The following is a 13,530-nucleotide window of genomic DNA, read 5'->3' as shown; positions in this document are numbered from 1 at the left end:
TCGGTCGGATTTGGCAATAAAGCTACATGCTAGCGGTCAAAGACGGGGCTGGCAGTGAGTAATTTCCCCCGGTGCACGAGCACTGACGGGCCATTGCTGGCCCTGAGGGGAGACGATAGGAATCGAGGGCGAGGGCACACGCGGTACGGGGTTGGTGCTTCGCCTAGCTGAGGAGGTGTAAAACCTGGCCCGGCACGACAGATGGGCCTGTGTGTGGCGCTCTGAGAGAGCCCGGCAGGGGTGTGGCCGGGCCTGCTGTGCGGGGCGATTAGCAAGGGTGCAGGCTGCCGGTGAGGCAGCCTGGGCTAATGCAAGCTGGGGGACAGCTTACTCTTTTTTACGGTCCTTTTTTTCCTTTTTGCCTTCTTTGTCCTTTTTGGACGATTTTTTGTCTTTATTTTTATTCTTGTGTTTGGCTTTGTCTTTCTTCTTCTTTTTGCTCTTTTTGTCTTTTTTATCTTTGTGCCCTGAAGACTCTGTATCGTCGTCCGTGTCGTCGTCTTTATCCTGATCGGGCTCGTCCTTTTCCACTCCCTGTTTAGTGGCGGCGGCTTGTAGATCAGCCGTTTTTTGCTTGACCGAGACAGGGGCTTTGCGGGCTTGCTCCATTTCTGCATCCAACTCGGCGGCCACGTCACGCAGCTCGTCTGCCACAGCCTGGGAGCGATCCGATTGCAGGGCAATCATGGTGCCACGGCATTGGGCCGCGCCACACAGACAGCGATAGTTCTGCTTGAGCTCTTCGGTAATTTCATCGTCGATGACCAGCGAGTAGTCATACAGAAGCTCTTGCCCGGCAGGGATATCGCGCATGGCCACAATGAACACGCGTGAGCCGTCTGCGTTCTCGTGACCTTCACAGTTGGGTGCGCAAGAGTGGTTGATCCAGCGCGAGTCGTTGCCCCTTTGGCCACCGTCCACAATTTTGCCGTTGCTCAATGCAAAGAAAAAAGTGTGAAAGGGCTCGTCGGGATTGACCGGGAACAGGGCATCGGCCTGTTCGGGTGTCAGCCGCTTGCCCGCGTATTGCAGAATGCGCGTTCCGGCAGGAATATCGCGCAGCGCAAAAACGCCATTGCCATGCAGTTTGGACGGTTTGACGACATGCCAGGGTTGGCGTTGAGTGACCATGGGGAATCAGCCTGTAAAAGGGGATAAACTGGACGGCGATCTCTATCTTACAAAACATGCAGGGCTACGCAACCATGTCACTTGAAACGACCGCCCATAACGGCGCGCAAATCTTGCTCGAAACCTTGATCGCTCAGGGTGTGGATACCATTTTTGGTTATCCTGGCGGAGCGGTGTTACCGCTCTATGATGCGCTTCATGCTCAACCGCGAATTCGTCATATTCTGGTCCGTCACGAGCAAGCTGCCGTACACGCGGCCGAAGGCTACGCCCGTAGCACCGGTAAACCTGGCGTGGTGCTGGTGACATCGGGGCCCGGTATGGCCAATACCACCTCCGGTTTGCTCGATGCCTTGTGTGATTCTATTCCTGTCCTGTGCATTAGTGGTCAAGTAGCGACCACCGCAATTGGGACTGCTGCGTTCCAGGAGTGCGATGCCATTGGCATTTCCCGCCCTGTGACCAAGTGGAATGCCCAGGTGCGTCGGATTGAAGATGTGGCTTCCTTGACAGCCAAAGCCTTGCGCCTGTGTACCCAGGGTCGCCCCGGCCCGGTGTTGCTGGACTTTCCCAAAGATATTCAGATCGCCACCCTGCCGGCTGCCAGCAGCGAATCACCCGTTCAGGAAGAGGCCGACAGCCTGTTGGCGCCTGCCGCTCCGGCCCCTGCTCAGGAAGCGGCGATCAAACGCGCGGCTGCCATGATCGCCCACGCTCGTCGCCCCGTATTTTACGGCGGTGGTGGCTTGATCAACTCCGGGGCTGATGCCAGCCATGCCTTCACCAGCCTGGTTCAGGAAACTGGCGCACCTTGCACGCTGACCTTGATGGGTTTGGGCGCTTATCCTGCGCGTGACGAACAGTTTGTCGGCATGCTGGGCATGCACGGCACCTTGGAAGCGAATCTGGCCATGCACCATGCCGATCTGATCATCTGTGTGGGTGCGCGTTTCGATGATCGCATTACCGGCCGCCTGTCTGACTTCTGCCCCCATGCCAGCAAGATTCATATTGATATTGACCCCGGTTCCATCGACAAGGTCGTGCGTGCCGATGTGGCCTTGGTGGGCGATTGTTATCCCCTGCTGCGCGCCTTGCGTAAAGAGCTGTCGCATCACGAATTGCCCGAAGGCCGCTTGAACGACTGGTGGCAGCGTATTGGCGTGTGGCGTGCGCAAGAGTGCTTGAACGTCACCCCGCGCAGCGATGCGATCTTGCCGCAGCATTTGCTGCAACGGTTGGATGCGCATTTGGAAGGCCGCGATGCCATTGTGTCTACCGATGTGGGCCAGCATCAGATGTGGGCGGCACAATACATCAAGTTTGATCGCCCCCGCCGTTGGCTGACCTCCGGTGGTGCGGGCACCATGGGGTATGGCGTGCCCGCCGCGTTTGGCGCGCAGATTGCGCATCCCGACAAGCTGGTGGTGTGTGTCAGTGGTGACGCGTCGGTGCTGATGAATATTCAGGAACTGGCCAGCGCCGTGCAGCATCGCACGCCGATCAAGGTGATTTTGTGCAATAACCGCCACATGGGCATGGTGCGCCAGTGGCAAGAGCTGATCCATGATGGCCGTTACAGCCACAGTTATAACGAAGCCATGCCGGATTTTGTGGCGCTGTCACGCGCTTTTGGTTGGGAAGCTGAGCGCGTGGAGCATCCCGATCAGTTGGATGCGGCACTCGAACGCTGTCTGGCTCATGACGGCCCCTTCTTCCTGAATGTGGAAGTGCTGGCGCTGGAAAACTGTTTCCCCATGATGCCAGCGGGCTATGGTCATCAACAGGTCATGTTGTCCGAAGATAACTGGTATGTAGAAGAATAAGGTGTCTGGCGGGGGCACAGGCGTAAAAACCCCTATGTCCCAGCCCGGGCACTACGCATTAAATACACTGATCCATTCAGACAGGAGGGGCATGCATGATGTACCGACACATGAAGAACCGTCTTTTGGCCGCAGGTTTGATGCTGGGCTTGGGCCTGGCGGCGGGGGCGGCTACGGCTCAGACTTCCTTGAAGTTGGCCTACGCTTTGTCCACCAGTTCCCACTACGGTGCGGGCGCCAAAGCCTTTGCCAGTGCGCTGGAAAAGGATGGCAATTACACCATCGAGGCCTTTCCCAACAGCGCCCTGGGTGGCGAACGCGAAGTCATTGAAGGCCTGCAACTGGGCACAATTGATCTGGCCATTGTCTCGACTGGCGCAACCTTGAATTTTGTGCCCAAGACCGGCGTATTCGATATCCCTTTCCTGTTTCGCGACTTGCAACATGCCCGTCATGTGCTCGATGGCAAGATCGGTCAGGACATGCTGGCTGAATTTCCCAAACGTGGGATTGTGGCCTTGGCCTGGGGTGAGCAAGGCTTCCGTCACCTGACCAATAATGTGCGTCCTGTGACGACCCCGGCCGATGCCAAGGGTTTGAAGATACGCACGACAGAAAACCCTATTCACATTGCCGCTTTCCGTGAGATTGGCATTCTGGCCACGCCCATGGCCTGGCCCGAAGTGGCGACTGCCCTGCAACAAGGCACCATCGACGGCCAGGAAAACCCCTTGTCCGTGATTGTGTCGGCCAAGCTGCCGCAGTTGCAAAAGTATCTGTCGCTGACCGCTCACGTGTACGGCCCGGCCCTGGTGCTGATGTCCCCGGCGGTGTATGACGGCCTGTCCGATCAGGACAAGCAGTTGATGAAGGATGCCGGTGTGACAGCCGCCCAGGCCATGCGTGATTACGTGGACGACATCGAGAAAACCGGCGTGGATGCCGTCAAGGCTGAAGGCATGCAGGTCAATACCGTTGACCATGCGGCGTTTGCCAAAGCGGTCGAGCCGGTCTACCCCCAGTACTACAAACAGTTCGGCCAGGAACTGGTCGAGGCCATTCGTCAGGCTCAGTAAACGGCGCTCATCATGAAAGTGCTGCTGTCCGTTCTGGATAAGGGCCTGTTCCGTCTGGTGTCCTGGGTGACGCAGTTGCTGCTGCTCTCGGCAGTGGCGGCTGCGTTCTATCAAGTGATTGCCCGTTTCGTACTCCAGTCGCCCGCCGACTGGAGCGAAGCCTGGTCGCGTGCCGCCCTGATCTGGACGGTCATGCTGGGGCTGTGTCTGGCCTTGCGTCAAGGCGCCATGCTGAGCGTGGATGTGCTGCGGCTCTGGGTCGGGAAGCGAACTCAGCATTGGCTGGATGTGGCCGTGCTGTTTACTTGCCTGGCTTTTTTCGGCCTGCTGACCTGGGTCGGCATTCAAATGACCTGGCGGGTGCGGTTCCAGACCATGCCCAGTCTGGAGTGGTCCATTTCCTGGGTGTATATCGCGATCCCGATTGGGGCCGTGCTGGCCATTTTGGGCTTGCTGGCCCGTTGGCTTGAAAGACCGGCACCTGCTGTGGTGGATCACACGCAGCTTTGACCCCTTGTCTTTAAAGCACCACCGAACGTTGGATGCCAGGCAGGCATCTGTTTAGACCGGAGACCGTATCGTGCCCCAGATCATGCTTGTGTCCATGCTGCTGTTTTTTGTATTGACGGTGCCCGTGGCCATTGCCGTGGGGCTGGCCAATATGGCGGGGGTGGCGTGGGAGGGGCGCATGACGTTTCTGGTGATCGCCCAGCAGTTGTATGCGGCCCTGGACAAGTATCCCCTGGTGGCGGTGCCTTTCTTCATCCTGGCGGGCAATTTGATGGAATCGAGCGGCATGTCCAGCCGTATGGTCGAGTTTGCCAAAAGCCTGGTCGGTGGTGTGCAAGGTGGCTTGGCTTGCAGTTGTGTGCTGACCTGCATGATTTTTGCCGCTGTGGCTGGCTCCAGTGTGGCAACCACCTTTGCGGTGGGGGCGATTTTGATTCCTGCTATGGTCCGGCACGGCTATCCGGCGCCGTTTGCGGCGTCCTTGCAGGCATCTGCTGCGGAGCTGGGGGTGATTATTCCCCCTTCCATTCCCATGATTCTGTTTGCCGTCTCAACGGATACTTCGGTGGGCGAGCTGTTTGTCGCGGGGATTGGTCCAGGCTTGTTGATCGGTGGTGCCCTGATGCTTTACGTGTGGCTGTATGCGCGCCGTCATGGACTGGGCCTGCAAGATGGTGTGGGTCGTTTGGGCGTCTGGACGGCCTTTCGTCAGGCGTGGCTGGCCTTGTTGATGCCGGTGATCATTCTTGGTGGGATCTATGGGGGTATTTTCACGCCGACCGAGGCCTCGGCCGTGTCGGTCGTTTATGCCTTGATCGTCAGCATGGTGATCTATCGCAGCGTGAAGTGGAGCGATTTGTCCAAGGTGCTGCATCGTTCCGTGGTATCCACGGCGGTCATTATGTTCATCATTGCCAATGCCGGTGTATTTGGTTTCTTGCTCAATCGCACCGGCATTCCAGCCGCCTTGGGCACATGGTTGGGGGAGTTGTTTAGCAGCCCTGTGCTGTTTTTGATGGGGATAAATGCCGCCTTGTTCGTGGTGGGCATGTTTGTCGAGACCTCGGCCTCAATCGTGGTTCTGGCCCCTCTCTTGTTGCCGGTGGCCGTGCAGTTTGGCATTGATCCGGCGCATTTTGGCATCATCATGGTGGTCAATTTGGCATTGGGAATGATAACGCCCCCCTTTGGCGTGAACTTGTTTGCCGCCTGCTCAGTGGCCGGAATTTCCTTGGAAAAACTGGTGCGCCCCCTGCTGCCCTTCGTGGCGGCTATTTTGGCCTGCTTGATGCTGATCAGCTATGTGCCAGAAGTCAGTTTGTGGGCGCGAGACCTGGTGTACCGTTAATGAATTGTCTGCTTTTCTGAGCACTGTTCATGAGCTACTTTCTCCTGCTGTTGATCCATCTTTTGGCTGCGATTTTTTTCATCGGCACGGTGTTTTTCGAGGTGCTGATGTTGTCGCCTCTGGCGCGCCATGTCTCCCGGCCATCGATGCGGGAGTTCGAGCATGCCTTGGGGCGACGGGCGCGCCGTATCATGCCTTGGGTCTTGTTATTGCTTTACGGTGCGGGTTTGAGTCTGGCCTGGCAGCATCGGGCCCTGTTTGAGGTGGGTGGGGCCCGTGCCTGGATTTTGGGCTTGAAAATCGCCTTGGCGTTAAGTGTATTTGGACACTTCCTGTCCGTCATGGTGATGAGCCGGCGCAAGACCATGACGGCGCGGCGCTCACGGATTATTCACCTTAGTGTTTTTGCGCACGTATTGTTGATCGTGGTGCTGGCTAAGGCTTTATTTTATTGGCCGCTTTAAGGTTCGGGCTGTTGTCGTCTATGCCAAAACCTGACAACTGTCCGCTTTCTATTGGCGTTTCCATATGCTGCGCTATTGCTATGTTGATATTGATGTACAGCCGTAAATCTGGCCGGTATAAAGACCGGAAAAAAAGGCGGCAAATATACGTATATTAACTAATGTAAAATTCATATAAAATCTATTAATATCAATATATTGAGATGTGATCGCAAGCGGAATTTAAGGCGGCAAAAAATGTATGATTCTCCTCATCAGTTCGACCCTCTTGTTCCGGCGAGCTTACCTCAGGCTTTGATCGAGAAAGCGGCCGATATTGCTCGTGATGCAAGCCGTTTGGCGGGTGTGGCTCACCCGCGCGCGCGTGAAAGTATTCGTGAGCTTGTACGATCCATGAACTCGTACTACTCGAACCGGATTGAGGGACAAAGTACTCATCCGATCCATATTGAGGATGCTTTACACAAGCAGTTTTCAGATAAGCCAGACGTTGCTCGACTACAGCGCGTCGCGTTGGCGCATATCCAGGCGGAAAAAGATCTGGAGGAGTTGCTTGATCAAGGAGTGTCTCCGATGAACTCGGAGTTTCTGCTGATCGCTCATGAGAAGTTGTACTCGCAACTGCCTCAGGAGGACCGGCTTACCGAAGATGGCCGAGTCATTATTCCTGGCAAACTTCGAGAGGAGACGGTGCAGGTTGGCCGACACATTCCTCCGGTCGCCACATCTTTACCCCGTTTTATGAAGCGCATGGACGAGGTCTATGACCAAAGCCATTCTTGGGATCGACGGCTTATTCTGGTCGCCTGCTTGCACCACCGTGTCACATGGGTGCACCCCTTTTTGGATGGTAATGGCCGCTCTGCCCGCTTGCAGACGCATTGTGCTCTTTGGCCTTTATCCGAAGGCTTGTGGTCGCCCAGTCGAGGGCTGGCCCGTGCCACGCAAGACTATTACGTTCATTTGAATAATGCAGATTCGGCCCGCCGTGGGGATTTGGACGGTAGAGGCAATTTGAGCACTGCCGGTTTGAATGAATGGATTGAGTTCTTTCTTGGTATTTGCCAAGACCAAGTGAAATTCATGGGACGTATGCTTGATTTGGATGATATGAAGCGACGCATTGAGGCGCTCATCATATTTCGCCACGCTCATGACAAGGAGGTGCGTAAAGAGGCTATCTTGCCTCTCTATCATTTGTTTGCAGCGGGTCCTCTCAAGCGCATGGAGTTTGCGCAGATGACGGGTTTAGGCGAGCGTACAGCACGCTCCTTGATGTCGAAGCTGTTAAAAAGCGGCTTGCTTGTCAGTGATACTGCATCTGGGCCAGTGCGTTGGGGCTTGCCACTTGATAGCTTGCAGTTCTTGTTTCCGGAGTTATATCCGGAAGCCGCAACCAAGCCGGATTAAGTCTCGCTATCTTGTCAGGCGATATGGCGTTGTATAAAAAAATGGCCCCCCAAAAAAGGGAGGCCATTTCTTCCAACTAAGCCGAGCTTTTTACTCTGCCTTGCTGGCCGTCTTTTTAGCAGTCGTTTTTTTAGCTGCCGTTTTCTTGGCCGCTGTTTTCTTCACTGCTGTTTTCTTTGCTGCTGTCTTTTTAGCCGCCGCTTTAGTCGCCGTTTTCTTGGCGGCGGACTTGCGGCCTGGCTTCTCTGGACGAGGCTCGAACTCAAAGCCGATCTTGCCGTCGGCCTGACGCACCAGGAAGGCTTTGAACTTGCGGTTGGTGCGCGAGGACACGAAACCATCCAGTAGGTCTGTCTTGCCCTCACCCAGCAACTTGGCCATCTGCTCGCGGGTAATTTCCTGCTGCAAAATCACCTTGCCGCTACGGAAGTCGCAGCTCTTGGATGGGCCAACGGACTTTTCGCACAAGTAACGCAAGCCATGCTCAAAGACGGAGGACTGGCACTTGGGGCAGGGACCGACCGGGGTCTGGCCGCTGAAATCCAGGGTTTCGTCATCATCGTCGTCGTTCTGGCCGAAGTCGAACTCCAGCTTGTACTCGTCGGTGATGCGCAACAATGCCGCAAAGGGGCGACCCATCTTGCTGATGAAACCAGGCAGAGGGCCCAGTTCTTTCTTGGCCAGCAGCTCTTCGACTTCAGGCAGCTCAAAGGTGCGACCGCCGGGGTGTTTGCCAATCGAAAAATCGCAAGCCGTGCAGGCATAACGACGGTAATTTTCTTTGACCACGCCGCCACATTTAGGGCATGGCGTCTGCAAGGTTGCGTAGTCGCCAGGAACGGTGTCGCGTTCGTACTCTTTCGCACGTTTGACGATCACTTGCGTCATTTGCGCGATTTCACGCATGAACACGTCGCGGTCCAACTGACGTTGCTCGATCTGCTTGAGCTGGTGCTCCCACTCGCCTGTCAGTTCGGGCGAAGTCAGTTCGCTAACGCCCAGACCGGACAACAAAGTCATCAGTTGACGTGCCTTGGCGCTAGGCACCAGTTCGCGGCCTTCACGGCGCAGATAGGCTTCGTTCAGCAGACCTTCAATAATGGCGGCACGAGTGGCTGGTGTACCCAGACCGCGCTCGGACATGGCTTCGCGCAAGGCTTCATCGTCGACGAGCTTGCCCGCGCTTTCCATGGCCGACAGCAAGGTCGCTTCCGTAAAGCGTGCAGGCGGCTTGGTGGCCAGTGCCTTGGTGTTCACATCTTCAGTGCGGACCTTCTCGCCATCGGCAACGGGTACCAGGGACGCGTCTTCGCCTTGGGCATCACGGCCATAAATAGCCAGCCAGCCCGGTTTGACCAGCACTTTGCCTTCCGTCTTGAAATGGTGTCCCGACACCTGCGTGATACGTGTGGTGACGCGGAACTCTGCGGTCGGAAAGAACACAGCCAGGAAGCGACGGCTGATCAGCTCGTAAATCTTGTGTTCGGCATCGCTCAGCTCCCGGGGTACCTGCAAGGTGGGGATGATGGCAAAGTGATCCGACACCTTTTTGTTGTCGAAGATCCGACGGTTGGGCTTGACCCATTTTTGTTCGACCACTTCCTGCGCAAACGGCTGCACCGAAGCACTGGCAGGCGTGCCGCTGTCAGCCAGCGCACGCATGGTTTCTTGCACCGTGCTTATATAGTCTTCGGGCAAGTAGCGCGAATCAGTACGGGGGTAGGTCAGCGCCTTGTGACGTTCGTACAGCGTCTGGGCCAAGGACAAGGTGGTCTTGGCCGAGAAGCCAAAGCGCGAGTTGGCCTCGCGTTGCAGCGAGGTCAAATCAAACAAGGCGGGCGACATCTGCGTGCTGGGCTTGGATTCCTCGGTGACCACACCGGGCTGCTCGCGGCAGGCAGCCACAATGGTCTGAGCGGCAGCCTGGGACCACAGACGCGAGTCTTTCTTCTCGGGGTCGTGTTCGTCCTTGGTGAATTTGGGGTCAAACCAGCGGCCGGAGTACAGGCCGGCAGCGGCGATAAAGTCCGCGTGTACTTCCCAGTAGTCGCGTGATACGAACTGGCGAATGCGGTTCTCGCGCTCGTTCACGATGGCCAGCGTGGGGGTTTGCACACGGCCCACGGGGGTTTTGAAAAAGCCGCCGTCCTTGCTGTTGAAGGCGGTCATGGCACGAGTGCCATTAATGCCCACCAGCCAGTCAGCCTCGGCACGTGAACGGGCCGCTGCTTCCAGCGGTTTCATGTCCTCATCATCACGCAGGTTTTCAAAGGCTTCACGAATCGCCGATTGTGTCATCGAACGTAACCAAAGCCGTTGCACCGGCTTTTTCGCTCCGGCGTATTGCATAATGTAGCGAAAAATCAGCTCACCCTCGCGCCCTGCGTCACAGGCATTAATAACAGCGGTGACATCTTTTCGTTTGATGAGCTTGACCAGCAGTTTCAAGCGTTCAGTCGATTTTTTGTCTGTTGGGTTGAGCTCAAACTGAGGGGGTATAACAGGTAGATGTGTGAAGCTCCACTTGCCGCGAACCGGATCATTAGGGGCCACCAGGCCCAGCAGATGGCCGATGCTGGAGGCCAGCACATAGCGATCGCTTTCAAAATAATCACCTTCTCGAGTGAAACCGCCCAATGCCCGCGAGATATCTACGGCGACTGAAGGTTTCTCGGCAATGATTAGTGTTTTATCCATATGATTCCAGTGACAGCAACTGCGCTGCAATGCGCGAAATGATACGAGGTGCTTATCCCTCTATGCAAGTTATGAGACCTGACAAGACTAACGTATGGCCAACTGACTGGCGAGTGTTTCTGACAAAACTGGCCTGGGGTTTGGCCGTTTTGCTGCTTGCCAGTGGTCTGGTGACCTGGATTGCGGCCAATTGGGAAAACTGGGGGCATGTCGCCAAATTTGCCCTGGCTCAAGGTGCCGTGCTGATTTCAGCAGGACTGGCCTTGCTGTTTCGCCGACGTTCCGGTGGCTGGGGACATGATCTGGGAGTGCCTGCTGCTTTGACCGGCCTGGCCGCCGTGGCCACGGGCGGTTTGCTGGCCCTGATTGGCCAGACTTATCAGACTGGCGCAGACCCTTGGCAGCTTTTCGCATTGTGGACTGTGCTGATCATACCTTGGGTATTCACCGTGCGCAGTGTCTTTCTGTCCGTGCTGTGGCTGGTACTGATCAATACGGCCTTCTACCTATGGATAGATGTGGCCCGTCTGGACTGGTTTGGGCGCAGCTACACCTCGCAGACTTTGCTAGCTCTGGCAGTCAATGCGCTGCTGTTGCTGGCAGCCGAAACCATCTGGCGTGCGCGTCATGACCCGTGGCGCATCGTGCCGCGTGTAGCAGCGATTGCGGTGGGCTTTTTCATCGGTGCCCAGGTCATGGAAGGCAACTTCCTGCTGGGACTGGTCTTGTTCCTGGCGTTGTACGGTGTTTATCGCTACCGTCGCCCGGATTTGCTGATCATGTCCTTGGCCTCGTTCGGCGCGTATGGTTCCTTGAGCATGCTGATTATCGAGTATGCAGGCGATGCGTTCCTACTGATCGTGGTGGTGATTGTGGGCCTGGGTCTGGGGCTGCTGCGTTTCTTGCAGCAGCAGGTCGTCAATTGGCGACGGACTCATGGCGGCGAGGCCTTGGCTGCTAAAGAGGATACGGCGGGCGCTATTACTGCAGATGCAGGTGCTGGAACGCTGGAAGCAGCCAAGGTCGATCTTGCTTCAGGTGCCACGTTGGCAACGGCCTCGGCAGTTGATGCAACAACTACCACCGTCACGGCAAATGCCACTGTTGGAACCGAAGCGGCTGCAACTCAATCAACCGTCAACGCAGCAGCGGCAACAAGTCCTGCGGCTTCAACAGCAGAGGTCCTGGCCAATGCTCAGGCTAGCGTCCAGGCTGATGCCGTTACACAAGCTCAACAACCGGCCCAGGCAGATGCACTGGATACTCAAGGCAGTGATGAACATCATCCTTGGTATCTGAGGCTGATCAAGCTGTTCCTATACCTGCTGTTACCACTGATTATTCTGCTGTACCTGGCTGTTTCTCTGGACTTGAGTCTGGAAGCGCTGGGTGTACTGGGCGGCATCATGGCTCTGGTGTCCCCCGTGCTGTTTGCCAAGGCCCAGACGGTATCCAGCCGGGATCTGGTCGGCGGCTGGGTTGCGTGCGCGGTGCTCTTGCTTAGCGTGCCGCTTGTGGACATGCGTTACCCCTGGCCACATGAAGTCAGCGCCATGATAGCCGTCGTGATCAGCACCTTGCTGTACAGGCTGGCCAAAGGACAGTTCGTATTGCGCATGTTGCTGGTGATCTGGGCACTGGCCGCGATCGAGTTTCTGGTGATCGAGCGCTTGTTTGATCGCTGGGCCATGATGCCTTATTGGGTGCTGGAAATGCCCGCTGCATTCATGTTCTTTGCCGCCTTGTCGTTAGGACATCTTTATTTGCGTGGTGAGCGCAAGCCGCATTTCTGGCTGCCCTTGTTCTGGTCCTTGCTGCTTGCTTCCCAGATTCATCTTGTTTTGGCGGGCACGCTGTTTTATTCCATGCCCTTCTGGGACGAGTCGCGGCCTTACCTGACCGTGGCTGGCTTTTTGCTGGCGATGGCTCCTTTGGCGATACTGGCGTTTTATTGGCGCGGCTGGCGTGACCAGCCTCTGGTCTATGGCATTGCCTTGCTGGGTCTGGCAGCCTTGTGTGCGGTCTGGACACCTTATCCGCCGGTGGCTCTGGCCTTGAGCTGGATTCTGGTGGCTTATGCCTGGCGCTATCTCAGCTTGTTGGCCGTGGCCGTGGCAATGGGCCTGTTCTGCCTTTGGCGTCTGTATTACATCCTGAACATCAGTCTGCTGGACAAGGCCGAACTCTTGCTGGCAACGGGCGTAGGCTGCTTGGTGTTTGCGTATCTGGGTCAGCTAGGTCGCAATAAAGTGGTGGCCGACGCGCCGGTGCAGGCGGCTCCTAAAGGCATTCTTGCCAGCGTTTTGTTGGGGACGGTGCTGGTGCTGGGCGTGGCCAACGTCGCTATCGTGCAAAAAGAACGTATCTTGAGCGATGGTCAGACGGTGTTGCTGGAGCTGGCTCCGGTCGATCCCCGTTCGCTGATGCAGGGCGACTATATGTCCTTGAACTTTGCCCTGTCGCAGAACTTGTCTGCCCTGTCCTGGGGCTTGCCCAAGGATGCGCTTGCCAAGATGGACGCTCAGCAGTGGGTGGTTGTGGCGGTGCAACTGGATGAGAACAAGGTGGCGCAGCTCAAGGGTGTTTATCTGGAGCAGGACGGCCAGGAGCGCCTGTGGAGCGAAGAAGGCCCTGTGGCTGAACCTTCCGATGTGATGCGCTTGCGCATGCGCCGTCACCGCAGTAACTGGACGCCTGGAACAGATGCCTGGTTCTTTGCGGAAGGCTCGGCAGATCGCTTCGATGCCGCCCGCTACGGCGAGTTTGCCGTGGTCGAGGATGGTCAGAGCCTGTTGCGCGCGATGCTGGACAAGGACAGGAAGGAAATCAAGTGAGCCTGATCTGATCAGTTGCGCTCAATAGCCTATAGTCGGATTGCCCCTATCTAATAAAGACAATCCGGCTTTCTTGAATGTCTGCCGTATCCACAAAGAAGGTTAAACACCGTCCAAGCGACAGCAAGACCCATCAAAAAGGCCCGAATCCGATGAAGTGTCGGAGTCGGGCCTTGGTTTTTTGTGTGGAAGGACCCTCTTTATCGGGGCCGTTTCTTGAACAAAAAATAGGTT

Annotated in this window: 9 protein-coding genes; 7 read left to right on the top strand and 2 right to left on the bottom strand. The window is 56.3% G+C overall.

Annotated elements, in window-relative coordinates; genetic code table 11:
• Positions 1 to 327 precede the first annotated feature (327 nt).
• Positions 328 to 1,131, bottom strand: a complete 804-nt coding sequence (locus LNA76_RS16880) for an SET domain-containing protein (protein ID WP_230019507.1) — start codon at positions 1,129 to 1,131, stop codon at positions 328 to 330.
• A 56-nt stretch (positions 1,132 to 1,187) separates the two neighbouring features.
• Between LNA76_RS16880 and ilvB the strand changes: the two genes are divergently transcribed.
• From ilvB to LNA76_RS16850, 6 genes are all read left to right on the top strand, one after another.
• Positions 1,188 to 2,957 (top strand): biosynthetic-type acetolactate synthase large subunit, encoded by a 1,770-nt coding sequence (ilvB, locus tag LNA76_RS16875; protein ID WP_108727057.1) that lies wholly within the window; start codon positions 1,188 to 1,190, stop codon positions 2,955 to 2,957.
• A 110-nt stretch (positions 2,958 to 3,067) separates the two neighbouring features.
• Complete coding sequence (locus tag LNA76_RS16870) at positions 3,068 to 4,033, top strand: TRAP transporter substrate-binding protein (RefSeq protein ID WP_162988219.1); 966 nt, start codon at positions 3,068 to 3,070, stop codon at positions 4,031 to 4,033.
• A gap of 12 nt (positions 4,034 to 4,045) precedes the next feature.
• Positions 4,046 to 4,543: a TRAP transporter small permease gene (locus LNA76_RS16865; RefSeq protein WP_094195228.1), complete on the top strand. Its 498-nt coding sequence runs from the start codon at positions 4,046 to 4,048 to the stop codon at positions 4,541 to 4,543.
• 70 nt (positions 4,544 to 4,613) lie between these two features.
• Entirely contained in the window at positions 4,614 to 5,891 is a 1,278-nt protein-coding gene (locus LNA76_RS16860) for a TRAP transporter large permease (RefSeq protein ID WP_094195229.1), read from the top strand.
• Positions 5,892 to 5,920: 29 nt separating this feature from the next.
• Complete coding sequence (locus LNA76_RS16855) at positions 5,921 to 6,355, top strand: CopD family copper resistance protein (protein WP_230019506.1); 435 nt, start codon at positions 5,921 to 5,923, stop codon at positions 6,353 to 6,355.
• Positions 6,356 to 6,592: 237 nt separating this feature from the next.
• Positions 6,593 to 7,765, top strand: coding sequence for a Fic family protein (locus LNA76_RS16850; RefSeq protein ID WP_094195231.1), 1,173 nt, complete (start codon positions 6,593 to 6,595; stop codon positions 7,763 to 7,765).
• A 90-nt stretch (positions 7,766 to 7,855) separates the two neighbouring features.
• On the opposite strand, the gene LNA76_RS16845 is transcribed toward LNA76_RS16850, so the two are convergent.
• Entirely contained in the window at positions 7,856 to 10,462 is a 2,607-nt protein-coding gene (locus LNA76_RS16845) for a DNA topoisomerase III (RefSeq protein WP_108727062.1), read from the bottom strand.
• Between the two features lie 62 nt (positions 10,463 to 10,524).
• On the opposite strand from LNA76_RS16845, the gene LNA76_RS16840 reads away from it, so the two are divergent.
• A complete protein-coding gene (locus LNA76_RS16840) occupies positions 10,525 to 13,296 on the top strand; it encodes a GDYXXLXY domain-containing protein (RefSeq protein ID WP_230019505.1) in 2,772 nt (923 codons plus the stop codon).
• Positions 13,297 to 13,530: the final 234 nt, after the last annotated feature.

It is taken from the genome of Alcaligenes sp. MMA (genome assembly GCF_020907215.1).
Lineage (GTDB): Bacteria > Pseudomonadota > Gammaproteobacteria > Burkholderiales > Burkholderiaceae_B > Alcaligenes > Alcaligenes aquatilis.
Note: the sequence above shows the minus strand (reverse complement) of the source record. Positions and strands in the feature narration are given on the sequence as shown.